Below are 22,772 nucleotides of genomic sequence, written 5' to 3'. Positions count from 1 at the left end.
GATTCTGTTGACTTCTGAAATCATTTACAGTAATGGAGGCACTCAAGTTTGTCTAAACAAGATCTCATCGAAATGGAAGGAACGGTCATTGATTCCTTGCCGAATGCGATGTTTCGCGTTGACCTCGATAACGGCTTCAACGTGTTAGCCCACATTTCAGGGAAAATCCGTCGGAATTACATCAAAATTCTTCCGGGCGATCGCGTCAAAGTCGAACTCACGCCTTATGACCTCACAAAAGGTAGAATTACCTATCGTCTACGAAACAAGAAGTAGGATTCAAAAAAGCCTTTTAAAGCTAGTCATAGAACGATTTCTTTGACAACTCCTATAAAAAATTGTTAGGATATTATGTTTGTTGCAGTGTTGCCAGGTTAGGGCATGAAAGTTCGAGCATCCGTTAAGAAGATTTGTGAAAAATGCCGTGTCATCCGCCGTCGGGGTCGCGTCATGGTGATTTGTGAAAACCCGAAGCATAAACAGCGTCAGGGCTAGATCAGGTTTCCTGTCATACGAAGAAGAGGACTTCTGTGACAGGGGTTTTGTGTGATTATGAACATCCTCAAGCAATTCAAGTTAGGGAGACAGAAGCGTGGCACGGATTGCCGGAGTAGACCTTCCTCGCGATAAGCGCGTTGAGATTGGTCTCACTTACATTTACGGAATTGGATTGACACGGGCAAAAGAGGTGATCGCCAAAACAGGTGTGAATCCCGATATCCGCGTTAAAGATTTGAGCGATGCCGATGTGTCTTCTCTGAGAGAAGCCGTTGAGAGCGGCTATCAGGTTGAAGGCGATCTGAGACGAATGGAAAACATGAACATCAAGCGATTGATGGACATCGGCACCTATCGGGGTCGTCGTCATCGTCTGGGCTTGCCTGTGCGCGGACAGCGAACCCGCACTAATGCTCGTACCCGTCGGGGCGGTCGTCGTACCGTTGCAGGTAAGAAGAAGGCACCCGGTAAGAAGTAATTAACTTTTGGCAACTGTTGAGTTGCGCTTGAGACGACTAGTGCTTGGGCAAGTTGCCAACTTAATCACACATCGATTTAGAACCTTAGATCTAGAGTTTAGACATGGCGAGACAACCAACTAGAAAGACTGGACCCCGTAAGCAAAAGAAAAATGTGCCGAGCGGGGTGGCATATATTTCATCCACCTTCAACAATACGATCGTCACCATCTCCGACACTGGCGGCGAAGTCGTATCTTGGGCATCTGCTGGTTCTAGTGGATTTAAGGGCGCGAAAAAGGGAACGCCCTTTGCGGCTCAAACGGCGGCAGAGAGCGCAGCCCGTCGGGCAATGGATCAAGGAATGCGCCAGTGTGAAGTCATGGTCAGCGGACCCGGAGCAGGTCGTGAAACTGCAATTCGGGCGCTGCAAGGCTCTGGGCTGGAAATCACCCTGATTCGTGACGTGACTCCCATTCCTCACAATGGTTGTCGTCCGCCCAAGCGCCGTCGGGTATAGTGGCGCGAATTTCTATGGTGAGTGATGAACGCTGCAATCTGTCTTTTGACAGTCAGCAGCGAGATTTGATTTCAGAGTCAAATGAGGGATCACCCTCAGCGAGAAGGAGAAGGAGGTCACTCCGTGGCACAGTTTCAGGTTGAATGTGTAGAGTCCACTACGGACAAAGACCAGAGCCAATATAGTAAGTTCATTCTGGAACCCCTAGCGCGTGGTCAGGGAACAACCGTTGGAAACGCTCTGCGGCGGGTGCTGCTATCCAATTTGGAAGGAGCAGCAGTGACGGCAGTGCGGATGGCGGGTGTCAGCCATGAGTTCGCCACGATTCCAGGAGTGAGAGAAGACGTACTCGATATCATGCTGAACATGAAAAAATTGGTTTTTAGGAGCCATTCTTCTCAGCCTCAAATTGGGCGATTGCTTGTGCAAGGTCCGGCGACAGTGACAGCAGAACAGTTCGATTTACCTTCAGATGTAGAACTCGTCGATCCCGATCAGTACATCGCGACCTTGGCTCCTAACTCAACGCTAGAGATGGAGTTCAGAATCGAGAAAGGCAAAGGGTATCGAACGGTTGACAAAGCTCGTGAAGATGCGGCTGCGCTTGATTTTCTCCAAATCGACTCTGTTTTTATGCCAGTTCGTAAGGTGAACTACAGTGTTGAAGCGAGAGCAGGCGGTTCTCTTGAAAAAGACCGCTTGATTATGGAGATTGCGACGAATGGCAGTTTGACTCCTCAAGAGGCGTTGAGCCAAGCTGCTAATATTCTCGTCGATCTGTTTAACCCGCTCAAAGATATCCCCTCTGAGCCGCTAGACGATCCCTTTCCTGGTGAGGAAGGTCCTGAGAGTCAGATTCCGATCGAGGAACTCCAACTCTCGGTGCGTGCCTACAACTGTCTAAAGCGAGCGCAAATCAATTCCGTTGCTGACCTGCTCGACTACACTCAGGAAGACCTGCTCGAAATAAAGAATTTCGGTCAGAAATCTGCCGAAGAAGTGGTCGAAGCCCTTCAACAACGCTTAGGAATTACCCTACCGATGGAGAAATCCTCTAAGCCTAGTTAGTTCGTGATTCGTTTATAGGGACGTTTCATATAATACGAACGTCCCACTCCTTGTAACTGACCCCCTCCCTAAAGCTATGCGGCACCGTTGTAAAGTTCCAATGCTTGGCAAACCTGCGGATCAGCGTCGAGCGCTCTTAAGAGCCTTGACCACTGAACTGATTCGCAACGGTCGAATTAAAACGACTAAGGTTCGCGCTCAGGCTCTCCGATCGGAAGCTGAGAAAATGATTACTCTCGCCAAAGATGGCTCTCTCACCGCTCGTCGTCAAGCGATGGGATATATCTACGACAAGCAACTCGTTCATGCATTATTTGAGCAAGCCCCTCAGCGGTACGCTGATCGTCGAGGTGGCTATACTCGCATTCTTCGCACCGTTCCTCGTCGCGGCGACAATGCTGCAATGGCAATCATCGAGCTAACCTGATTTCTCACACCATGCTGGCTGCTAAATCACAATCCACTCAACGGGTTGCCCTGGTTATTCAATACCTGGGCACTCATTTTCATGGGTGGCAACGGCAGCCAAATCAACGCACGGTGCAGGAAGATATTGAGACAGCGCTGCGATCAGTGCTTAACCGCCCTGTGGTAATCCATGCGGCAGGAAGAACTGATACAGGAGTTCACGCAGCCGCTCAAGTTGCCCATTTTGATGCAGAAACCTTGATTCCGGCACATCGCTGGGCAGACGTTTTGAACTCGCGGCTGCCAAACGATATCTTAATTCGGGCTTCTGTTTTGGTTGATTCAACCTGGCACGCTCGATTTTCTGCCGCGTGGCGACGCTACCGTTACACCTTATTTACGGAAGCGCGTCCCAATCTGTTTGTTTGCCCGTTTGCTTGGCATTACTACCACGCACCGTTGAATGAAACGCTGATTCAGGCGGCACTCGATCCGATGATTGGGCGGCATCACATGGCGGCGTTCCACCGGGCAGGTTCGACTCGTCCGCACTCTTGGGTAGATATTCAGGCGGCGGAGTGTCAGCGTCAAGGGTCACTCGTAACAGTCGAAGTGCAGTCAAGCGGATTTCTGTATGGAATGATGCGGCTCTTAGTCGGCTTGCTGGTGCAGGTAGGACGAGGAGAGCGATCGCCCGATGATTTCACCAAAATCTGGACGGCACAGCGACGAGACGAAGTGAAATATGCGGCACCCCCTCAAGGCTTGTGTCTGCTGCGAGTTGGGTATCCTGAATCGCCCTTTCCGCCCGAAGTTTGGTATGATACTCAACCCCGATTTGTTTTGCCAAATGCGATGACCCTTGAGAAAAGTTCCTCTGGAACGGCTCCTGAATATTGCTTGAGTTAGTCAAGCGATCGCCAAGCGAGGTTCCTCTAGAACTGTCTAACCCTTTAACCGAAACACTGTCATGGAAAAAACCTATCTCCCACCCCAGGCTACTCTAGAGCGTAATTGGTACGTTGTGGATGCCACAGATAAACGGCTCGGCCGGCTTGCTACCCAAGTTGCGATGGTGCTACGCGGTAAAAACAAGCCGACCTACACCCCTTCGATGGATACGGGTGATTTTGTAATTATCATCAACGCCGAAAAAATTGAAGTGACGGGCAAAAAGCGCACCCAGAAACTCTATCGTCGCAACTCTGGTCGCCCCGGTGGGATGAAGACCGAGACTTTCGATAAGCTGCAAGCCCGCATCCCTGAGCGGATCATTGAACGCGCTGTCAAAGGAATGCTGCCGAAGAACTCGCTGGGTCGCCAACTGTTCACCAAAATGAACGTCTATGCAGGCCCGAATCATCCTCACGCGGCTCAAAAGCCTCAAGTTCTCGAAATCAACACCATCCCAAAAGGAGCTAACTAATGCAAGCCACCGAAGGTCGCGTCGTCTATCTAGGTACAGGTCGCCGTAAATCTGCGGTGGCACGGGTTCGCCTCGTTCCCGGTGAAGGTCAAATCACGGTTAACGGCAAGCCCGGAGATTTATATCTCCAATTCAACCCAGAATATTTGTCGGCTGCGAAAGCTCCCCTCGAAACGCTGGGATTGGAAGGTGAGTATGACATTCTCGTCAACGCTCACGGTGGTGGCTTGACTGGACAAGCAGATGCCATTCGTCTTGGGGTGGCTCGTGCGCTTTGTCAGCTCGACCCCGAAAATCGGAAGCCTCTCAAAACGGAAGGCTATTTGACTCGTGACCCTCGTGCCAAAGAGCGGAAGAAATACGGTTTGCGGAAAGCGCGTAAAGCTCCTCAGTTCTCGAAGCGCTAACTTTATTCTTGTCATTGGTTGATCGAAGATCGCCAATGACTCTTGAGCAAAATGTTAAAATTGATCTAGTAAGTTCGGAGATTCTCAATGCCTAAGCCTGATATTCACCCCAAGTGGTATCCCGAAGCCAAAGTCTATTGCAATGGTGAAGTTGTGATGACGATCGGGTCTACTAAGCCCCAACTCAACGTCGATGTATGGTCTGGAAATCACCCATTTTTCACGGGCACTCAGAAGATTATTGATACCGAAGGTCGGGTAGAACGCTTCATGCGGAAATATGGCATGGTGGACGAAACCGCGACAGCCGACGACAAGAAATAGGGCAGCTAGGTGATTTTGGATTTAGTTCCGAAATTAATGTCTTCCAATCTTGGCGATCGTTCAACAGATTGGAACCTAGCTGTAAACCCTAATTTTTTGTCTTGTCTTATGGCTGAAGCATACCTGCTAGCAAAATTAAATTCGGTTGAGCAAACCTTTAATGAGTTAACGCGGCGACTGGGCGACCCAGACATCGCCAAAGATCCGCCTGAGTTTCAACGGGTGGCGAAGATGCGTTCTTCACTAGAAGAAGTCGTTGACACCTATGAACACTGGCGAACCATTCAACAAGATCTAGCAGGTGCCCGCCAAATTTTGAAAGAAGCGAGTAGCGATCCTGAGCTTCAAGAAATGGCATCGCTTGAGGTTGGTGAACTTCAAGATAAATCGAATGAGTTAGAATCTCGACTCAAAGTTTTGCTGCTTCCTAGCGACCCCAACGATGAAAGAAACATCATGTTGGAGATTCGAGCGGGTACGGGTGGCGATGAGGCAAGTATCTGGGCAGGTGATCTGCTGCGGCTCTATTCTCGATATGCCGAGCGTCAAGGCTGGCGCGTCAAGCTGGTGAGTGAATCTCTAGCGGATATGGGCGGCTTTAAAGAAGTCGTGTTAGAAATTCAGGGCGATCGAGTCTATAGCAAACTCAAATTTGAGGCGGGGGTGCATCGAGTTCAACGTGTCCCGCTCACAGAAGCATCGGGGCGAGTTCACACTTCAACGGCAACAGTGGCAATTATGCCCGAAGTCGATGAAGTAGAAATTCACATTGACCCCAAAGATATTGAATTAACCACAGCTCGATCGGGCGGTGCAGGCGGTCAAAACGTCAACAAAGTTGAGACAGCCGTTGACTTGATGCACAAGCCGACCGGGATTCGGATCTTTTGTACCGAAGAACGATCGCAACTGCAAAACCGCGAACGGGCGATGCAAATCTTGCGGGCAAAACTCTACGAAATTAAACTGCGAGAACAGCAAGAAGCTGTCACATCGATGCGGCGATCGCAAGTGGGAACAGGGTCACGATCAGAAAAGATTCGCACCTACAACTACAAAGATAATCGGATCACCGACCATCGTTTAGGTCAGAATTTTCCGTTAGCTTCGCTTTTAGAAGGCGATGTAGAAACGTTGATTCAAAGCTGCATTTCTCAAGACCAGCAGGAGCGATTAGAAGCACTGGCAGCCGAAAGCGGTGAGCAAGTATCGGTTGCTTAGTCGATAGGGACTTAAAATCTATTGAATCAGTCAGGATCAATCCGCTTCTGCAATGGGATTAGAGGAAGGCGAATAGCACAAAAAAGGACATCTTGTATAGATGCCCTTTCAAAAAATGATTGCTAGAGATACGCAAAATTAATTGCGGCGTGACATCGCAATTATGAGATATTGCGCCAACTGCAACACTGCATACAACGCAGTTGCTACATAGGTAAAAGCGGCAGCATTCAATACTTTTCGAGCGCCTTGATTCTCCTCACCTTGCAAAATACCAAGCTCATCAATAATTCTGAGAGCACGGCTCGACGCATCAAACTCGACAGGCAGCGTCACGAGATGGAAGATAATTACCGACGCAAATAAGACAATCCCAATCTTGATGAAAATGCCTCCCAAAGCACCTAGAAATAACCCTGCAAAGATCAGGAGTGGGCCCAGATTAGACCCCAAATTGACCGCCGGAACCAACGCGGCTCGGATATTCATTGGCTTGTAGCCCTTCACATCTTGCAAGACGTGACCACATTCGTGAGCGGCAACGGCGGCAGCAGCTAGTGAGCTAGACCCGTAAACCACCTCAGACAACCGAACAGCCTTTGCAGTGGGGTCATAGTGATCCGTCAGTTCTCCTGCGATCGGTTCAACCGTTACATTTTGTACGCCCATACGCTTGAGGATAGTTTCGGCAACCTCAGCCCCCGTCAGCCCCAAACTAGATTGAATTTGTGAATATTTGCGGTAAGTACTCTGAACTCGCTGCTGTGCCCACCACACCAGGATCATGCCTGGAATCAGTAAAAAATAGGACGGATGGAAAAACATATTACCTCATCTAATGTCGTGAAACGGCTTGACAGACTAGACTTGAGCCTATGCTAACATTTCAATCTAGCGACCGTTGGGATTTTTGTTGAGCAGAACAATTAGAGTGAGATGTAATGCTTAGTGAAGTGATTGAGTCGTTGCGCTAAAATAAAGTCAGCGAATCCAGGAGTTTTCTGACTTCTACTGTGTCTCAATCTCTAAACCCATTAGCGCCGCCAACTCACCCCGATCAGCGTGAGATAATTCTGAACTGGTTAAAAGCAAACGTTCCTGATACCAGGGTTCGACACATTTTGCGCGTAGAAGAGATGGCGATCGAGCTAGCAAATTGCCACGGGCTAGACGCAGGGAAAGCGGCAAAAGCAGGATTGATGCACGACTTAGCAAAGTTTTTTAAGCCCCTGCGACTGTTGCAAATGGCGCAAAAAGAAGGGTTAACGCTTGATTCGGTGGATATTGCAAACCCGCATTTGCTACATGCCGAGGTGGGCGCGATCGTGGCTCGGGATCAGTTCGGCGTTTTTGATCCAGATATCCTACAAGCAATTTGTGATCACACGCTGGGCAGTCCGGGCATGAGTGCTTTAAGCTGTGTGGTCTATTTAGCAGACGGGCTAGAACCTGGACGGGGCGACACTCCTGAGTTAGAAGAATTGCGACACCTCAGTCGGCAAGACTTAGATCAAGCCATCTGGCGGTTAGCTGATTATTCTTTAAGACATTTATTAGACGCTCGTCACTTGATTCATCCGCGCACCGTTTTGACCCGCAACTGGTTTTTACAAAAAGGTTTCAAACGCAGTCCTAGAAAACATTAGCTTTGGAATTTACGCCAATGCCGCCTTACTAGATTGATTCACCCAATCTCGTTAACACCCACTTAGATTAGGAACTTAACCATTAATGACAGATTTCACCAAAGAGCAAATTCTTTCTACCTTCTCTGGCACAACTCAAACCGCACCCGATCGTAGCTACGAACTGGCTCTGCTTGCTGCTGAAGCTGCCGACGATCGCAAAGGTGAAGAAATTACGCTGATGAAAGTTGGAGAAGTCACCGTTTTAGCCGATTATTTTGTGGTGATTACAGGCTTCTCTAAAGTGCAGGTGCGGGCGATCGCGACCTCGATCGAGGACAAAATTCTTGAAAAGATGAACCGCCGCCCCCTACGCTCAGAAGGCGTTTCAGAAGGCACTTGGGTGCTTGAAGACTACGGCGATGTGATTGTTCATGTCTTGATGCCTCAAGAGCGAGAACGCTACGACTTAGAAGCATTTTGGGGACACGCGCCCCGAATGGCTTACGCAGAAATAGCCAGCTAGAGAGGGTTTGAGCGTTGAGCTTGAAATCAGAGTTATGGCATCGCGCTTCAAGTGACTCAAAACTTAAAACTCAACGCTCGAAACTCTTTTATACTGACGAATAGGCTGTTTCTGTTTCCTTCTTTGGCTTGGTTATGAACTCATCCGTCGTTTGCCCAGTCCCACTGGAACAGAGACCGATTAACGAATATCAAGACCTCAAAGAATCCTGGTTTTTTCGTTGGGCAACGCTTGACTTGTTTGCCTATGTTAAACCGACGATCGTGCTGTGGGGTCTAAGTTGGTTGGTGTCAGGCCCAGTTGCGGCAGTGAGTTTTGTGCCCGCAAAACACCCAACTCAGTTTGGGCTATTGGCAGCAGCAGGAGCCAGCATTATTCCCGCGTTGGCGCTGCTGCGACTCTATTTAGGGTGGCGATATGTCAAGACTCGGCTGCTAAATAGCAGCGTTTTTTATGAAGAATCGGGCTGGTATGACGGTCAAACGTGGGAAAAGCCTGTGGAAGTTTTGACGCAAGATCGGCTGATTGTGACCTATCAAGTCGAGCCTGTTTTGCAACGTCTTAGCCGCACGTTCCAGATTGTGGGTCTGATGTTTTGTGCGGGGAGCCTAGCTTGGTGGGTCTTATAAATTTTTTCTATCCTGTCTCCCTCTAATGTTAAAGTTCTACACATGACAAGGGGAAGAAGAACTCACGCATCGGCAGAACTGGAAGTCAGACTTCTGCGCGAAGGTATCATAGAATCTGTGCATCACGCTCAGGCGGCAATTTGTGACGATCGCGGTCGCATCTTACTAATGGCGGGTAATGCAGAAGCAGCGACGTTTGCTCGTTCTGCTTTGAAACCGTTTCAGGCGCTGGCGGTCACTACGACTGGAACGTTGGAGCGGTATGGGTTGACCGATCGTGACCTAGCAATTATTTGTAGCTCTCACAAAGGGTCAATTCATCAAGTTAGACAAGTTTTTAACATTCTTTGGAGAGCAGACATCGACCCCGGTGCGGTGCAGTGTCCAATTCCTCCTAATAAACAGAGTCCGTTGCAAGATAACTGCTCTGGCAAGCACGCTGGAATGTTGGCAGTCTGTCAGCAGCGTGGGCTGCCGCTCAACACCTATCTTCAAGCCAATCACCCCGTTCAGCAGTTAATCTTGACAAAGATCGCCGAGCTATTAAAAATTCCTGGCGCGGAATTTATTGTGGCGAAAGATGATTGCGGTGCGCCCACTTATTTTATGCAACTGCGACAATTGGCTTGGCTCTATGCCCAGCTTGCATCTGGCAATAGTCTAGACATGGAGCGCATCTCGCGATCGATGACGCATCACCCGATCATGGTTTCAGGCGACGGAGAATTTGACACCGAACTGATGCGTCTGACTGAAGGAGAAATTGTCAGCAAATCGGGTGCCGAAGGTGTGCAGTGTGTTGGACGGGTCGGTGAAGGTTTAGGGTTAGCCATCAAAGTTATGGATGGCGCTAAACGGGCAAAATATGCGATCGCCATCCACGTTCTCAAACAAATGGGCTGGATCACGCCCTCTGTTGCCGAAACTCTCTCAGACACCTATCTGACGATCGGGCGCTATAAACGCCTGGATGTCGTTGGAGAATTATCAATGCTTTAAACGTCGTCGGTCAGGAACCATTAACAAATCACTCATGTCTGATGAACCGACCACAACCGCGATCGTAAAAGCCTTGTTAAGATCCACGTAATTTAGATTACAACTCTGCCAACTGCGCTCTTGCCACCTATGAGTGAGATTATTCTTGACGTTCGTGACCTTCAGGTACAGTTCAAAACCGATACAAGAACTGTGAAAGCGGTGGATGGCATCTCTTTTCAGGTGAAACGGGGGCAGACGCTAGGAATCGTGGGGGAATCGGGTTCGGGAAAATCGGTCACGTCGCTGGCAGTGATGGGATTGGTGCCCAATCCGCCGGGTCGGGTGACGGGAGGCGAAATCTGGTTTAGTGATGCTGAAACGATCGGCGAACCGATAGATCTACTGCGCGTTCCGGTTAAGGAGTTGCAAAATTATCGGGGCGATCGGCTTTCGATGATTTTTCAGGAGCCGATGAGTTCGCTCAATCCGGTCTACACGTGTGGGTTTCAACTGACTGAGGCGATTCGTCTACACGAAAAGATCTCTGAATCTCAGGCACAGCGCCGAGCAGTTTCACTTTTGCAAGAAGTGAAACTGCTGCCGCCCGACGAGGAGCTTAAACGCCGATTTCTAGAAGAGTTTTATCCAGATGGGACGCAACCGAGTCAAGTTGAGATCGATCGTCAGATCAACCGACAGAAATTAGCCATGCTCGATCGCTACCCTCACGAGCTTTCGGGCGGACAGATTCAGCGTGTGATGATTGCGATGGCGATTTCTTGCAATCCCACTTTGCTGATCGCTGATGAGCCGACGACTGCGCTCGATGTGACGGTGCAAGCCACGATTTTGGACTTGCTGCGAGATTTGCGAAATCGGCGCGGCATGGGCATGATGTTTATCACCCATGATTTGAGTTTAATCGCTGAAATTGCCGATCAAGTTGCGGTGATGTATGAAGGTAAAATTGTCGAATATGGCTCTGTTTTAGACATTTTTTCTAACCCTCAACACCCTTACACAAAGGGATTGCTGACCTGTCGCCCTCAGCCCGATCGTCGCCTGCGCTACCTGCCTACCGTCTCAGACTTTATGGAAGTCTCTAGGCTGCGGAATGGGGAGACGCTGATCGAAGCGAAACAGCAAGATGTGAATGCTGCGCTCCGCAGTGCTGAGGAGATTAGCGACACTGAATTTAACTCGCGATTGCAAGAACTTCAGAAAAAACCGCCGCTCGTCTCAGTGCAAAATCTTCAGGTCGCGTTTCCGGTGCGGGGCATTTTTGGGCAGACCAAGCGCTATGTGATGGCCGTTAACGATGTCTCGTTTGACGTATATCCTGGCGAGACGTTGGGACTGGTGGGTGAATCGGGTTGCGGTAAAACGACCCTGGCACGAACGCTATTGCGGCTGATTGAAGCGAAAACGGGAAAAGTGCTATTTGAAGGCAAAGATATTCTGTCGCTGCCGCCAAAACAAGTTCGTCAATTGCGACGAGAAGCGCAAATTATCTTCCAAAATCCTTACAGTTCGCTCGACCCGCGACTCAACATCGGGGAAGCCGTGATGGAGCCGCTACAAATTTATAGTCGCGGCAAGGGCAAACAGCATCAGGAACGGGCAGCTTATTTATTGCAGCGAGTGGGACTAGACCCTGATTTGATGAAGCGCTATCCCCACGAGTTTTCGGGTGGGCAGCGGCAAAGGGTTTGTATTGCCCGATCGCTAGCTCTTAATCCTAAGTTCATCATCTGCGATGAGTCTGTCTCAGCGCTGGATGTCTCGGTGCAGGCGCAAGTGCTCAATCTGCTCAAAGAACTGCAATCAGAATTTGGGTTGACCTATATCTTCATTTCTCACGATCTCAGTGTGGTGAAGTTTATGAGCGATCGCATCGTCGTGATGAACCGAGGCAAAATTGAAGAGGTCGGCACGGCTGACACGATTTATCGTCACCCTCAACAACCCTATACGCGGCAGTTAATTGCGGCGATTCCGGTCGGGACGCTCGATCGGATTCGCGAACGTCAAGAACAACGCGGACTTTCTGCATCGTAAATCTGGGGTTGCTCCTTCGGCACTTATCAAGTCGATCGCCCTCTCATACCGATTTCGGAAGCAATTGTGACTGATCGCTCCATCGGACGGGGCACCGCATGCCATGCCCCTACGCTTTTGGATGGGCATGGCACTGCCGTGTCTGGATACGGATCTCTCGCTTTCACAAATCAAATGGATATCACCCAAGATATACATTTTTGATAAAAATCACTAAAAATACTACATTCTCAATCTTTAATCGCAAACAGATTCATGGACATTTGGGAGCATTGTGTTTCGTTAGCAGAAAAAACTGGTTTTTTGTTTGCATATTTTTGGTTCTTTTGACTATAATTCTAGAAGTAAGAGCCATCAAACTTCTCTTCCTGCAAGCGAACTTAATCAACTTAAGGAGAATCGGGTGGAAGACATAGAACTGACGCTAACGCCAGACGATTACAGCCTTCTCACTGATCTATATCAGTTGACGATGGCAGCCTGTTATGTGGGCGAACATCTAGATCAGCGTCGCGCCAGCTTTGAGATGACCGTTCGGCGCTTGCCTGAAAGATTTGGGTATTTGATTGCGATGGGGCTGGCTCAAGCTCTAGATTATCTAGAGAAATTTCGATTCAGTTCTACTCAGGTTGAAGCTCTCCAGTCGATGGGCGCTTTTGAGCATGCACCGACCCAATTTTGGGCTGTACTGCAAGAAGCTCGATTTAGCGGCGACGTTTGGGCAGTGCCAGAGGGAACCGCCATCTTCGCTAACGAGCCGTTACTGCGGATAGAAGCCCCTCTCTGGCAAGCGCAACTCGTCGAAACCTATTTACTAAACACGCTGAACTATCAAACCCTAGTGGCAACTCGATCGGCGCGAATGCGTGACGTAGCCGGAGTAGACGCAACCCTATTAGAGTTTGGCACTCGCAGAGCTTTCAGTCCCCAAGGTGCTTTGTGGGCGGCTCGTGCAGCATTGGCAGCCGGGTTAGATGCCACGTCTAATGTCTTAGCTGCCGTGAAGCTAGGACGCACACCTTCTGGAACGATGGCCCATGCGCTCGTGATGGCATTGAGTGCGACAGAAGGCACTGAGGCAGAGGCATTTACGGCATTTCACCGCTACTTTCCGGGTGCGCCGCTGTTGATTGACACTTATGACACGATCGCTGCTGCCCGCGATTTGTCCGAGCAAATGAAAGCGGGACTTCAACTATCGGGAGTGCGAATCGATTCGGGTGATCTCGCGTCGCTGTCTCAGCAGGTGCGATCGCTCTTGCCCGGAGTCGCCATCATTGCGAGTGGTGACTTAGATGAATGGAAGATTGCTGAACTAAAGGCGGCAGGAGCCTGCATCAATGGTTATGGCATTGGAACGCAACTCGTGACAGGTTCTCCAGTAAACGGAGTCTATAAACTGGTGGAGATTGACGGCATTCCAGTGATGAAAGAATCTCCAGGCAAGATTACCCATCCGGGACGGAAGCAGATTTTTCGTCGCGTTGAAAACGGAATCGTGCAGTGCGATCGCTTAGGTTTAATCCACGAAACTCCTGATCACGAACAGCCTTTGATGCAGCTTGTTTTCAAACAGGGGCAGCGAGTGCAAGAATCAGACAGTTTGAGTACGATCGCTGAACGAACGATCGCTTCTGTTGCCAGTTTGTCCGCCTCAGTTCGGGATATCGATCAGCCCGAATCGATTCCGTTAGATCTTTCTGACGATCTGTCCGCTCTAATCAAAAAAACTCGACGAAAAACAACCGATTGAGTGAACGCTTCTAGATTAAAGATTCTCCTTCACCCATTTAACCTATGTTAAGAGTTGCATTGTTTGGCACTAGCGCTGACCCCCCTACGAGAGGACATCTCGCCATTTTGTGCTGGCTTTCTCAGTACTTTGATCAAGTCGCGGTTTGGGCATCAGATAACCCGTTTAAGTCTCACCAAACGGCGTTAGACCACCGCACTGAGATGTTGCGATTGCTGATTAGTGACTTAGACTCATTTCGACACAACATTCAGGTCTATCCAGAGTTGAGCAATTCTCGCACCGTGATCACAGTAGAGCAGGCGCAGGAACGCTGGCAGGGTGCAGAATTTACGCTAGTTGTCGGGTCTGATTTGGTGGGTCAACTGCCAAAATGGTTTCGGGCGAGAGACTTGCTTGATCGGGTCAAGCTTTTAGTGGTGCCCAGACCCGGATATTTGATTGCAGACAAAGAGCTAGACCCTTTGCGGCAGATGGGAGCCGACGTGACGATCGCGGATCTCAATGCCCCAAATGTCTCGTCTACCGCCTACCGTGAACAGGGAGAAACGGAGGGGGTGACTTCTCCAATTCAGGCTTATATCGATCGGGAGCAACTGTACAAATGTCACGCACGCAGAGAAAAATTGCCCACTTATTAGCAGGAGAGGCGTTAGCAGATTTTAGAGTGGGCGTTGATAACGCAATCTTTTCGGTCGATACGGCGCTGAATCGGCTGCTGGTGCTGCTGGTGATGCGCCAAGAAGAACCCTTTCTGGGACAGTGGAGTTTGCCCGGAACGCTAGTCAGGCAGGGTGAATCTTTGGAAAATGCTGCCTACCGGATTCTGTCTGAAAAGATTCGGGCGCGAAATCTTTATTTAGAGCAACTCTACACGTTTGGCGGTCCGAATCGTGATCCGCGTGAGGCAGAGGATAGTTATGGGGTGCGTTATCTGTCGGTCAGTTATTTTGCGCTGGTGCGCTATGCCGAAGCCGAACTGATTGCAGATGGTGTGAGCGGCATTGCCTGGTATCCCTTAGATCAGTTGCCGCAGTTGGCATTTGACCACAACAAGATTTTGGAATATGGGCACTGCCGACTTAGAAACAAGCTGGAATATAGCCCAGTCGCGTTTGATGTGTTGCCCGAAGTTTTTACGTTGAGTGATTTGTTTCAACTCTATACAACAGTGTTGGGGGACAACTTTTCGGATTATTCAAACTTTCGATCGCGCCTTCTCAAACTAGGTTTTCTCAGAGATACGGGAATCAAAGCCTCACGGGGGGCGGGTCGTCCAGCAAGTTTATATCGATTTGATGCCGAGGCATTTGCGCCTCTTAAAGACAAACCTTTGGTATTTATTTAAGTGAGTAGAACATGAAAATTGCGATCGCTCAACTCAATCCGACGATCGGAGATTTAGCAGGAAATGCTCAACAAATCTTGCAAGCTGCACAACGAGCCGCAAGTGAAGGAGTGCGATTACTACTCACTCCAGAATTGTCTCTGTGTGGCTATCCGCCGCGTGATTTGTTGATGAATCCGAGTTTTGTTGAGGCGATCACTCGGACGCTACTAGAGTTAGCAGAGCAACTTCCATCAGGAGTCGCGGTTTTGGTGGGAACTGTGGAACCGAATGCGCGATCGCTGCAAAATGGCGGCAAACCTCTGTTCAACAGCGTCGCTCTTTTAGAACAAGGACAAATTCTCCAAATCTTTCACAAACGCCTGTTGCCAACTTATGACGTGTTTGATGAAGACCGCTATTTTGAGCCTGGAAAGGAGCCAAATCAGTTCACCTTAGAGCATTTGGGTCAATCTGTGCGGATTGGTGTCACCATTTGCGAAGACCTTTGGAATGATGAAGAGTTTTGGGGCAAACGGAGTTATACACTGAACCCGATCGCCGATCTTGCTCAACAAGGTGTTGATTTTACGATCAATCTTTCGGCATCTCCTTATACAGTCGGCAAACAACGTTTGCGAGAAGCGATGCTGCAACATGGGGCGGTACGGTTTGATCAGCCGATCGTCTATGCCAATCAAGTCGGCGGCAATGACGATTTGATTTTTGACGGGAACAGTGTTGCGGTCGATCGTCACGGAAATCTAGTTTGTCGTGCTCGTGTCTTTGAGGAAGATTGGGTGGCGATCGACTACAATCCCGAAACTCAGGATTTTCTGCCTAGTTCTGTGGCTCCTGCTCCTGACTGTGACGAAGCTGAAATCTGGGCAGCGCTGGTAATGGGCGTACGTGACTATGCGCGCAAGTGTGGCTTTTCTAAAGTTGTGTTGGGGTTAAGTGGTGGAATTGATTCGGCTTTAGTTGCTGCGATCGCTGCCGCCGCGCTCGGTGCCGAGAATGTATTAGGCGTTCTCATGCCTTCGCCTTACAGTTCTGATCACTCGGTTGAAGATGCGTTAAAACTCGCCAAAAATATTGGGATTAAAACTCAAATGTTGGCGATCGGGCATCTCATGCAAAGCTATGACCAAACTCTAGAAGACTTATTTACAGGCACAGAGTTTGGTGTTGCCGAAGAGAATCTTCAGTCTCGGATTCGAGGCACATTGTTGATGGCAATCTCCAACAAATTCGGCTATTTGTTAATCTCCACAGGCAACAAATCTGAGATGGCGGTCGGCTACTGTACTCTGTATGGTGATATGAATGGGGGACTTGCAGCGATCGCAGATGTGCCTAAAACCCGCGTCTACTCGATCTGTAAATGGCTGGGTTCTGACATCATTCCTACCCACATTGTTACTAAGGCACCGAGCGCTGAGTTAAAGCCGGGGCAAGTCGATCAAGACTCGCTGCCAGCCTACGAGATTTTGGATGACATACTCGATCGCTTGATTCATCAACATCAGTCCGCTACCGAAATTGTTGCTGCTGGACATGATCAAGTTGTGGTAGATCGCGTGGTTAAACTCGTGACGATCGCAGAATTCAAACGTCGCCAAGCGCCACCAGGATTGAAAATCACCGATCGCGCTTTTGGCACAGGCTGGAGAATGCCGATCGCTACTAAATGGATTGCTCGAACTGCGACCATTGCAAACGATCCTGCGAAACAACCCTCTCAGCCTGTTTGACTTGGAGACTATTCAAGGATTGCTTCACAGTTTTCCAAGAGTTAATCAAGCGTCAGTTCGACAGGGTTCACTCCGATTGTGAATTCGGGAAGCCCCCTAAATCCCCCAAAATGGGGGACTTTGAATCGGAAATTTTGGCTTGAAGTCCCCCAGAATGGGGGATTTAGGGGGCAGAAGCCGCTCTTAACGAAGCGAAAAAACTCGTCGAACTGACGTTAATCAATGGCTCCCTAACGCCCAACCTCCTAGAGTTGGATGGTGATTTTGTTGTGCACCTCCTCCACTTGAATTAGAGAACCATTACCGATCGCGATGTTGAACTTCACTAAAGAACGTTCAATTTGATAGCCCGGTAAAACTCGAACAATTTGATATTCAGTCGTCAAGTCACTCGTGCCATCCCATTTGAGAAATGCTAGTTGATTGGACGCAATTTCACTCAGTTGTGAAACAAACTCTTCAATGCGATCGCTAACATTCACGAGAATGCCAGACGAAAGGAAGATATAACGCTCTTGCAAATCCAAAGTCACACTGACTCGATAACGCTTTTCGGTTGAGCAACGCAACTCAACGGTGAACGCGATCGAGCTAGGAATCACAGTCCTAACTCCCATATTATTTTGTCCTCTCGGTTAGTTCAAAGAGGACAAGAATGCTGATTTCTCAGACATTCTAAAGGGATGAAGAATGTATGCAGGATCTTGATTCCAGCCTTTCAAGATCCCATAGCAAAGCTGACGGTGTACAATCATGAACGCCTCCTGAGTTATTGTCGGTAACTAGGGATGGAAGTCCTCGGAGTCTGATTTGCCGATCAGATTTCGGGGCACAACTTCATCACTGCGATGTATTCTACAGGAGTTTTTTGTTTTTTGGAATGCTAAATTTTTGAGGTGATGCGATTACCCGATGGGGAACTGCGGAGCGATCGTTTTTTCGGGAAGTGCGGGGAGATACACGGAAAGTTTCCGTATAATCAATAGTTCCACGAGAACTGGATACAAATGTTACCTGTTGGGAACACTCTATCCATCCCCAGTTTCGTAGAACAACCTCGTTGGAACCGACACGCGAAGCATAGTAGGTAGGGTTAACCGCACTGTTAACTTTAGTTGACAGTAGCTGCAATCGATCTGGTGCGGTTCAACTCGATCGTTGGGCTGCAATCGCGGTACTATATTCTCTTAAGTCACGCTGAAAAGCATTCACGCAGTCAAGACTATGACCATTCCACTTTGGGTTTTACTCGGCTTCGCGGGGTGGACGCTGGTGGTTTTGCTGGGCACCATTGGCATTTACCGCTGGAGTCGCATTTTAACGGGCAGAGCCAAACCCAATGAATTTCCAGCAGATATACCCCACGGAGACGATTGGTATCGCCGAGCGATGCGATCTCACGCCAACTGTCTAGAAAATCTGCCTATTTATACTGCCATTGTGGTTGTTATTGTTGCAACAGACACACGAAGCCCAGTCCTGGATATCCTGGCAACTCTGCTACTCGTTGCCCGTATTATGCAAACTATTATTCATATTGGTTTTAAGCAGAGCAACATGGTTGTTGGTTTTCGGTTTTCCTTGTTCTTCGCCCAGCTAATCTGCATGATTGGCATGGGGATTATGGTTGCAATGGTTGTATCGAAACCCTAATTCAAATTTGAGAAGTAGCTCATTCAGTGGCAACACCATCATACAACGCAGCCCAACCCTGCGATGGGGCGGACAGCCGTTTATCTGTGTCGTTAACTTGTCAGACTCGATCGCCAAAGTTGAGTTTTAGATGTCCGATCAACACAACCCTTTTGGCTGATAGCTCTCTACAACTCGTCCTGCGCCTCTCACTTGCGCGTAGTAAGTGCGACTTACGGCATTGCCTCGATCGGACAGTTCATCAATCCCAATCCCATTGCGTCCCTGATCTTTGCCGGAACTGTGAATGTAGCGATCGTTCCCTAGATAAAGTCCGACATGGGTGGCTTTAATCGGCGTACCAAAAAAAACTAAGTCGCCCGGCATCAGATCAGAAAGGGCAATTTTTCTCACAAATTCTTCTTGCTGATAGGCATCTCTCGGCAGTCGAATCCCTGCCGACGCGAAAGCAGCTTGCATTAGCCCAGAGCAGTCATAATTTGGGGCAACTGTTCCGCCCCAGAGATAGTAATTGGGCACTGCCATCGCAGATCGAGTAAACGCGATCGCCCCCGCAATTCGACGCTGAATCTCTGCCTCTGACCACACAGGCGCTTGATAAAGCGTTGCAGATGCTTCTAGAAATTGGCTGTCTTCAGCCGCCAACCAACCTGGATAGTCGTCTTCGCAAAGGCGGACTTGCAGCGGAGAATTTTGAGGGCTAGAGAGAATGGTCAAGCGGCGATCGGCTTCAGCTTGAGTTGCCAGACTGTTGAGTTTGGGCGAGGTGTAGAGATTAAGGTTAGCTTTGATGAGATACTGCATACAACAAATGAGCGATAAATAAACCCAGTTAATTATTAACGGCTCACGCCTCAAAAACTGATTATGACTTTCTTCCGCAAAGACGAACCATTACAAACGTTGGGCGATCGGATTCTCGAAACCACTTGGGCAGAGTTTCCGAGTTTGGCACAAAACCAGATTGCGATCACCTGGCTAGTTTATGATCCGCCAGTTTTTGTCAACACAGGCGGCGCAATTAACTTCAATGAGTTTTGGCAACAGTCAGTGCGTGGCTTTAGCTATCGAGGAGTCGAGCGCATCTATCCTGCTAGTATCGTCAAATTGTTCTATTTGGTTGCCGCGCAAGAATGGTTAGAGAAAGGCATGATTCAGACTTCAAATGAGTTTGAGCGGGCACTGCGCGACATGATTGTCGATTCGAGCAATGATGCTACGAGTCTGGTGATGGACATTCTGACGGGCACCACCAGCGGACCCGAACTGCCTGCCGCCCCGTTTGAAACTTGGAAGCAGCAGCGCAATATTGTCAATCGCTATTTTCAGGGGTTGGGCTGGTCAGAGTTAGCCACGGTGAATATGAATCAGAAAACCTGGTGTGACGGGGCTTATGGTCGAGAACGAGCATTTGTCGGCGACACCTTCGAGAATCGCAATATGCTGACAACTCATGCGGCGGCGCAATTGTTGCACAGCATTATTGGCGGAGTGGCGGTGTCTGCTGCCCGATCGCAGACGATGATGAATTTGCTGCGGCGATCGCTCAACTCTGACGATCTCAATGCTGACCCAGAAAATCAGGTGACTGGCTTTTTAGGCGGTGGGCTGCCTCAAGGGGCGCAGTTGTGGTCAAAAGCAGGATTGACGAGTCAAGTCCGTCACGATGCCGCCTATATCGAGCTGCCAACGCTTCGACCTTATCTATTAGTCGTTTTCACCGAGGGCAAACCCCACAGTGCCAATGAAGCAATTTTGCCGTTTGTTTCTCAGCAGGTCGTCGAGGCAATAAGTTCTCTATGAATTGATTAAGCCGATCGGTAATGTTCGATCGCTCGTTGAATAAACGCTTGCCACGTCTCATTCGGAATCCAAATTCTGTGTAAATCTTGTTCTGCTTGCTGATCATTATTGCGATCGTGCAAGCACCGATAGAGATACATAAATGCAGAAACTCTCATGTTCTTGGCGCAGTGGACAAAAATAGGTTGTTCGGCGTTGGCGTTAATGACTGCAAAGAAGCGATCGAGATCTTCAATTGTTGGATTCGTCCAAATCACAGGAATGTAAACATAGTCCATTCCCAGCGACTCTACAATGTCTTTTTCGTGAGGAATTGCATTCGTCGATCCTGGCGGAGCTAGATTTATGACCGTTTGATAGCCTGCTTCTTTGATCGCGGCGAACTGGTTCTCGATCGGCTGCCCTGCTGTAGCAATGTGGTCAGACAGCTTTAAAAAATTGTGAATCGCTTCGATGCTTTCAGTCATGAATCGTCAGAACTCAGGTTTCGCGAATCTGCGATCGTAGCTTCTCTAACTCTGGATCAACGTCAAGTTGAGCCGAAGCAGGCAACTGAGACGGAGTGCCCGACATCAGCTGATTTTTCATTGAGGCTAATTCTGCGTCAATTTCATTGGTTTCGCCGAGTGCCTCAAACCGCTTCTCTAAATCATCGGTGCCTAACTCCGCGATCGCTTCTGATTGTGCCTCTAGCTGCAACACTTTTTCTTCCATCCGCTCAAACGCATTCATGGCGCTGCCAGTGCCGACGTTGCTCAACATTTCATTCAGTTGCTGAGAGGCTTTTGCAGACCGGGCGCGAGCGATATAAAGATCTTTTTTGGTCTTCGCTTCTGAAATTTTGCTTTCCAGCTTCATCATGTTTTGCTTGAGCTGCGTGACGATCGCTCTCTGTTGAGTCAACTGCGCTTCCATCGCCACTGCGGTCTCTTGATAAGATTTGCGACGAGTCAGCGCTTCTCTCGCCAAGGGTTCGTCACCTTTTTGCAGGGCAAGTTGAGCGCGGCGATACCATTCTTCTGACAGCGATTTGGCTTGAGAACACTGCCGCTCGGTGCGCTTTTGGGTCGCGATCGCCTGCGCCACTGCCTGCCGAAGCTGAATCAGGTCGTCCTGCATATCCAAAACCGTCTGCTCCAGAATCTTTTCTGGATCTTCAGCCTGACCAACCAGGTGGTTAATGTTTGCACGAATCGCTCGCCAAATTCGGTCAAAAAGTCCCATCGCTGATCTCCGGTAATACGGCTCTCGCTAGTTACTCAATATTACCGTACCTTTTCGGTTGCGATTTCCTACTATTTGCGGACTTCGGCAGGAATTCCTTGATTTTGCAATTCTTCAACTTTTGCCTTGGCTTCTGCCTCGCTGCGATAGCTCCCCGATCGAATAAAGCCACCTTCAGGCGTATTGACAAACTCAGCCCCCGCATTGCTCTGCTGAATTTTGTCGTAGGTACGATCGCTGTCATAAGGCGTATCGACGTGATAAGTGACCGTTGGGGATGGAGATGGGGCCGGGGCACGCTCGATCGGAGGCTGAGGGCGAGGAATGGGCACAGTTGAAGGCGCGATCGGGGCAGATCTGATCGTTGGTGCTGGGATGTAGGACGATCGTGGATAGCTAACTGCTGGGGCAGGGTTGGGTCTGATCACTGGCGCAGAACGAACAGGTACGCTTCCAGCACTCACATTTGCAGGAGCGGGCACACTTGGGGCAGCAACAGGACTGGGCTGACTCGCAGCAGGTAAGGCAGCCGGGGACACCGATGCCGAGGGTGAAGCCTTTGTAGCGGAGGGAGGCTTGCTGTTTTGGGGCAACCCACTCGTCGGACGAGTCTTTAAAGTGGTCAGATTGCCTAACCCCAAGTCAACAAACTCTTTAGCGTCAAGCGGTGGCGTGTTAGGAATGTCTCCTTGAGACTCCTGGGCAGTGGGCACTGGGCTAGGCGCGGCTTCTCGTCGGGCAAAAATTTGGCTCAACCTGCTCAAACTTGAGGGGTTCATAATCACATAGCCAAACATGGCACTTGACAGCAGCAACATCAGCATCGCTCCCACGCCTAGCGGAGTCACGAGGCTTTCTAAAAAGCTGCGATCGACTCGGACTTGAGCTTCTTCTCTCGCCAAACTTCGCAACAGTTCTTCAGAAGACTCTAAATAATCATCGGGGGTTGAAGCGTTTGTCAAGTCATAGTCGGCTTCTGAATCTTGCAGCGAATGGCTCAAAGTTGCGTGGGGGTAATCACGATCGGCGGAAATCACCGCCAAATTTGAAGACAGGTCTGACTCCATGACAGCCGCATCGCGCCGCAGTGGAATTGGCTCTGCTGAGAG

Annotated in this window: 28 protein-coding genes and 2 pseudogenes; 24 read left to right on the top strand and 6 right to left on the bottom strand. The window is 49.3% G+C overall.

What is annotated here, in order from left to right; all coding sequences use genetic code 11:
- Positions 1-48 precede the first annotated feature (48 nt).
- The 11 genes from infA to prfA all read left to right on the top strand — a co-directional run bounded on the left by infA (position 49) and on the right by prfA (position 6,330).
- Complete coding sequence (gene infA, locus BRW63_RS02425) at positions 49-276, top strand: translation initiation factor IF-1 (protein WP_068814897.1); 228 nt, start codon at positions 49-51, stop codon at positions 274-276.
- A 105-nt stretch (positions 277-381) separates the two neighbouring features.
- Positions 382-495, top strand: a complete 114-nt coding sequence (rpmJ, locus tag BRW63_RS02420; RefSeq protein WP_073069333.1) for a 50S ribosomal protein L36 — start codon at positions 382-384, stop codon at positions 493-495.
- A gap of 97 nt (positions 496-592) precedes the next feature.
- Complete coding sequence (rpsM, locus tag BRW63_RS02415) at positions 593-976, top strand: 30S ribosomal protein S13 (RefSeq protein WP_073069332.1); 384 nt, start codon at positions 593-595, stop codon at positions 974-976.
- A gap of 104 nt (positions 977-1,080) precedes the next feature.
- Positions 1,081-1,476, top strand: a complete 396-nt coding sequence (gene rpsK / locus BRW63_RS02410) for a 30S ribosomal protein S11 (protein WP_073069331.1) — start codon at positions 1,081-1,083, stop codon at positions 1,474-1,476.
- 123 nt (positions 1,477-1,599) lie between these two features.
- On the top strand, positions 1,600-2,544 hold the full coding sequence (locus BRW63_RS02405; RefSeq protein WP_219898314.1) for a DNA-directed RNA polymerase subunit alpha: 945 nt from the start codon (positions 1,600-1,602) through the stop codon (positions 2,542-2,544).
- A 100-nt stretch (positions 2,545-2,644) separates the two neighbouring features.
- Positions 2,645-2,971, top strand: coding sequence for a 50S ribosomal protein L17 (rplQ, locus tag BRW63_RS02400; RefSeq protein ID WP_425320459.1), 327 nt, complete (start codon positions 2,645-2,647; stop codon positions 2,969-2,971).
- A gap of 11 nt (positions 2,972-2,982) precedes the next feature.
- Complete coding sequence (gene truA, locus BRW63_RS02395) at positions 2,983-3,861, top strand: tRNA pseudouridine(38-40) synthase TruA (protein ID WP_073069328.1); 879 nt, start codon at positions 2,983-2,985, stop codon at positions 3,859-3,861.
- 61 nt (positions 3,862-3,922) lie between these two features.
- Positions 3,923-4,378: a 50S ribosomal protein L13 gene (gene rplM, locus BRW63_RS02390; protein WP_073069327.1), complete on the top strand. Its 456-nt coding sequence runs from the start codon at positions 3,923-3,925 to the stop codon at positions 4,376-4,378.
- A complete protein-coding gene (gene rpsI, locus BRW63_RS02385; protein ID WP_068814909.1) occupies positions 4,378-4,785 on the top strand; it encodes a 30S ribosomal protein S9 in 408 nt (135 codons plus the stop codon). Before rplM ends, rpsI begins: the two co-directional genes overlap by 1 nt.
- An 87-nt stretch (positions 4,786-4,872) precedes the next feature.
- Positions 4,873-5,109: a 50S ribosomal protein L31 gene (gene rpmE / locus BRW63_RS02380; RefSeq protein ID WP_073069326.1), complete on the top strand. Its 237-nt coding sequence runs from the start codon at positions 4,873-4,875 to the stop codon at positions 5,107-5,109.
- Between the two features lie 108 nt (positions 5,110-5,217).
- A complete protein-coding gene (gene prfA, locus BRW63_RS02375) occupies positions 5,218-6,330 on the top strand; it encodes a peptide chain release factor 1 (RefSeq protein ID WP_073069325.1) in 1,113 nt (370 codons plus the stop codon).
- Between the two features lie 138 nt (positions 6,331-6,468).
- Here prfA and BRW63_RS02370 read toward each other — a convergent pair whose 3' ends face one another.
- Complete coding sequence (locus BRW63_RS02370; protein ID WP_073069324.1) at positions 6,469-7,155, bottom strand: zinc metallopeptidase; 687 nt, start codon at positions 7,153-7,155, stop codon at positions 6,469-6,471.
- A gap of 188 nt (positions 7,156-7,343) precedes the next feature.
- On the opposite strand from BRW63_RS02370, the gene yqeK reads away from it, so the two are divergent.
- The 10 genes and pseudogenes from yqeK to BRW63_RS02325 all read left to right on the top strand — a co-directional run bounded on the left by yqeK (position 7,344) and on the right by BRW63_RS02325 (position 16,983).
- Positions 7,344-7,976, top strand: coding sequence for a bis(5'-nucleosyl)-tetraphosphatase (symmetrical) YqeK (gene yqeK / locus BRW63_RS02365; RefSeq protein ID WP_073069323.1), 633 nt, complete (start codon positions 7,344-7,346; stop codon positions 7,974-7,976).
- Positions 7,977-8,061: 85 nt separating this feature from the next.
- Positions 8,062-8,481: a ribosome silencing factor gene (gene rsfS, locus BRW63_RS02360; RefSeq protein ID WP_073069322.1), complete on the top strand. Its 420-nt coding sequence runs from the start codon at positions 8,062-8,064 to the stop codon at positions 8,479-8,481.
- A 134-nt stretch (positions 8,482-8,615) separates the two neighbouring features.
- Complete coding sequence (locus BRW63_RS02355) at positions 8,616-9,110, top strand: CGLD27 family protein (protein ID WP_073069321.1); 495 nt, start codon at positions 8,616-8,618, stop codon at positions 9,108-9,110.
- A 42-nt stretch (positions 9,111-9,152) separates the two neighbouring features.
- On the top strand, positions 9,153-10,109 hold the full coding sequence (locus tag BRW63_RS02350; protein ID WP_073069320.1) for an asparaginase: 957 nt from the start codon (positions 9,153-9,155) through the stop codon (positions 10,107-10,109).
- 129 nt (positions 10,110-10,238) lie between these two features.
- Positions 10,239-11,162: pseudogene (locus tag BRW63_RS29875) on the top strand (ABC transporter ATP-binding protein); the annotation flags it as partial.
- A gap of 198 nt (positions 11,163-11,360) precedes the next feature.
- A complete protein-coding gene (locus BRW63_RS29870) occupies positions 11,361-12,149 on the top strand; it encodes an ABC transporter ATP-binding protein (protein WP_397428384.1) in 789 nt (262 codons plus the stop codon).
- 403 nt (positions 12,150-12,552) lie between these two features.
- On the top strand, positions 12,553-13,902 hold the full coding sequence (locus BRW63_RS02340; protein ID WP_073069318.1) for a nicotinate phosphoribosyltransferase: 1,350 nt from the start codon (positions 12,553-12,555) through the stop codon (positions 13,900-13,902).
- Between the two features lie 44 nt (positions 13,903-13,946).
- On the top strand, positions 13,947-14,543 hold the full coding sequence (locus tag BRW63_RS02335; RefSeq protein WP_073069317.1) for a nicotinate-nucleotide adenylyltransferase: 597 nt from the start codon (positions 13,947-13,949) through the stop codon (positions 14,541-14,543).
- Positions 14,507-15,250 (top strand): NUDIX hydrolase, encoded by a 744-nt coding sequence (locus BRW63_RS02330; RefSeq protein ID WP_073069316.1) that lies wholly within the window; start codon positions 14,507-14,509, stop codon positions 15,248-15,250. The genes BRW63_RS02335 and BRW63_RS02330 overlap by 37 nt, the downstream gene beginning before the upstream one ends.
- Before the next feature lie 11 nt (positions 15,251-15,261).
- On the top strand, positions 15,262-16,983 hold the full coding sequence (locus BRW63_RS02325) for an NAD+ synthase (RefSeq protein ID WP_073069315.1): 1,722 nt from the start codon (positions 15,262-15,264) through the stop codon (positions 16,981-16,983).
- A gap of 245 nt (positions 16,984-17,228) precedes the next feature.
- On the opposite strand, the gene BRW63_RS02320 is transcribed toward BRW63_RS02325, so the two are convergent.
- Positions 17,229-17,600, bottom strand: a complete 372-nt coding sequence (locus BRW63_RS02320) for a hypothetical protein (RefSeq protein WP_073069314.1) — start codon at positions 17,598-17,600, stop codon at positions 17,229-17,231.
- A 607-nt stretch (positions 17,601-18,207) separates the two neighbouring features.
- On the opposite strand from BRW63_RS02320, the gene BRW63_RS02315 reads away from it, so the two are divergent.
- Both BRW63_RS02315 and BRW63_RS29420 read left to right on the top strand, forming a co-directional pair.
- The gene (locus BRW63_RS02315; protein ID WP_073069313.1) at positions 18,208-18,636 is read left to right on the top strand and encodes an MAPEG family protein; all 429 of its coding nucleotides are present in this window, start codon (positions 18,208-18,210) and stop codon (positions 18,634-18,636) included.
- A gap of 7 nt (positions 18,637-18,643) precedes the next feature.
- Complete coding sequence (locus BRW63_RS29420) at positions 18,644-18,766, top strand: hypothetical protein (RefSeq protein WP_262983512.1); 123 nt, start codon at positions 18,644-18,646, stop codon at positions 18,764-18,766.
- 8 nt (positions 18,767-18,774) lie between these two features.
- On the opposite strand, the gene BRW63_RS02310 is transcribed toward BRW63_RS29420, so the two are convergent.
- Entirely contained in the window at positions 18,775-19,440 is a 666-nt protein-coding gene (locus BRW63_RS02310; protein ID WP_073069312.1) for a C40 family peptidase, read from the bottom strand.
- A 63-nt stretch (positions 19,441-19,503) separates the two neighbouring features.
- Between BRW63_RS02310 and BRW63_RS02305 the strand changes: the two genes are divergently transcribed.
- Positions 19,504-20,439 (top strand): serine hydrolase, encoded by a 936-nt coding sequence (locus BRW63_RS02305; protein WP_073069311.1) that lies wholly within the window; start codon positions 19,504-19,506, stop codon positions 20,437-20,439.
- A 5-nt stretch (positions 20,440-20,444) separates the two neighbouring features.
- Here BRW63_RS02305 and BRW63_RS02300 read toward each other — a convergent pair whose 3' ends face one another.
- The 3 genes and pseudogenes from BRW63_RS02300 to BRW63_RS28035 all read right to left on the bottom strand — a co-directional run.
- Positions 20,445-20,906, bottom strand: coding sequence for a protein tyrosine phosphatase family protein (locus BRW63_RS02300; protein ID WP_181314315.1), 462 nt, complete (start codon positions 20,904-20,906; stop codon positions 20,445-20,447).
- Positions 20,907-20,919: 13 nt separating this feature from the next.
- Positions 20,920-21,663 carry a PspA/IM30 family protein gene (locus BRW63_RS02295; protein ID WP_073069310.1) on the bottom strand — a complete coding sequence of 248 codons (744 nt, stop codon included), beginning with the start codon at positions 21,661-21,663 and terminating at the stop codon, positions 20,920-20,922.
- A 71-nt stretch (positions 21,664-21,734) separates the two neighbouring features.
- A pseudogene (locus tag BRW63_RS28035) lies at positions 21,735-22,772 on the bottom strand (hypothetical protein); the annotation flags it as partial.

This window comes from Phormidesmis priestleyi ULC007 (assembly GCF_001895925.1).
GTDB lineage: Bacteria > Cyanobacteriota > Cyanobacteriia > Leptolyngbyales > Leptolyngbyaceae > Phormidesmis_A > Phormidesmis_A priestleyi_A.
The sequence above is the reverse complement of the archived record's forward strand: the minus strand, read 5'-3'. Positions and strand labels throughout refer to the sequence as shown.

What these genes read in the sequence shown, in the direction of transcription:
- BRW63_RS02335 (WP_073069317.1), top strand. Translation starts at nt 13,947, where the DNA reads ATGTTAAGAGTTGCATTGTTTGGCACTAGCGCTGACCCCCCTACGAGA.
- BRW63_RS02370 (WP_073069324.1), bottom strand. Translation starts at nt 7,155, where the DNA reads ATGTTTTTCCATCCGTCCTATTTTTTACTGATTCCAGGCATGATCCTG.
- rsfS (WP_073069322.1), top strand. Translation starts at nt 8,062, where the DNA reads ATGACAGATTTCACCAAAGAGCAAATTCTTTCTACCTTCTCTGGCACA.
- BRW63_RS02330 (WP_073069316.1), top strand. Translation starts at nt 14,507, where the DNA reads ATGTCACGCACGCAGAGAAAAATTGCCCACTTATTAGCAGGAGAGGCG.
- truA (WP_073069328.1), top strand. Translation starts at nt 2,983, where the DNA reads ATGCTGGCTGCTAAATCACAATCCACTCAACGGGTTGCCCTGGTTATT.
- rplQ (WP_425320459.1), top strand. Translation starts at nt 2,645, where the DNA reads ATGCTTGGCAAACCTGCGGATCAGCGTCGAGCGCTCTTAAGAGCCTTG.
- BRW63_RS02300 (WP_181314315.1), bottom strand. Translation starts at nt 20,906, where the DNA reads ATGACTGAAAGCATCGAAGCGATTCACAATTTTTTAAAGCTGTCTGAC.
- BRW63_RS02295 (WP_073069310.1), bottom strand. Translation starts at nt 21,663, where the DNA reads ATGGGACTTTTTGACCGAATTTGGCGAGCGATTCGTGCAAACATTAAC.
- rpsK (WP_073069331.1), top strand. Translation starts at nt 1,081, where the DNA reads ATGGCGAGACAACCAACTAGAAAGACTGGACCCCGTAAGCAAAAGAAA.
- BRW63_RS02320 (WP_073069314.1), bottom strand. Translation starts at nt 17,600, where the DNA reads ATGGGAGTTAGGACTGTGATTCCTAGCTCGATCGCGTTCACCGTTGAG.
- BRW63_RS02350 (WP_073069320.1), top strand. Translation starts at nt 9,153, where the DNA reads ATGACAAGGGGAAGAAGAACTCACGCATCGGCAGAACTGGAAGTCAGA.
- prfA (WP_073069325.1), top strand. Translation starts at nt 5,218, where the DNA reads ATGGCTGAAGCATACCTGCTAGCAAAATTAAATTCGGTTGAGCAAACC.
- rplM (WP_073069327.1), top strand. Translation starts at nt 3,923, where the DNA reads ATGGAAAAAACCTATCTCCCACCCCAGGCTACTCTAGAGCGTAATTGG.
- BRW63_RS02305 (WP_073069311.1), top strand. Translation starts at nt 19,504, where the DNA reads ATGACTTTCTTCCGCAAAGACGAACCATTACAAACGTTGGGCGATCGG.
- BRW63_RS02315 (WP_073069313.1), top strand. Translation starts at nt 18,208, where the DNA reads ATGACCATTCCACTTTGGGTTTTACTCGGCTTCGCGGGGTGGACGCTG.
- rpsI (WP_068814909.1), top strand. Translation starts at nt 4,378, where the DNA reads ATGCAAGCCACCGAAGGTCGCGTCGTCTATCTAGGTACAGGTCGCCGT.
- BRW63_RS02355 (WP_073069321.1), top strand. Translation starts at nt 8,616, where the DNA reads ATGAACTCATCCGTCGTTTGCCCAGTCCCACTGGAACAGAGACCGATT.
- rpmJ (WP_073069333.1), top strand. Translation starts at nt 382, where the DNA reads ATGAAAGTTCGAGCATCCGTTAAGAAGATTTGTGAAAAATGCCGTGTC.
- rpmE (WP_073069326.1), top strand. Translation starts at nt 4,873, where the DNA reads ATGCCTAAGCCTGATATTCACCCCAAGTGGTATCCCGAAGCCAAAGTC.
- BRW63_RS02325 (WP_073069315.1), top strand. Translation starts at nt 15,262, where the DNA reads ATGAAAATTGCGATCGCTCAACTCAATCCGACGATCGGAGATTTAGCA.
- BRW63_RS02310 (WP_073069312.1), bottom strand. Translation starts at nt 19,440, where the DNA reads ATGCAGTATCTCATCAAAGCTAACCTTAATCTCTACACCTCGCCCAAA.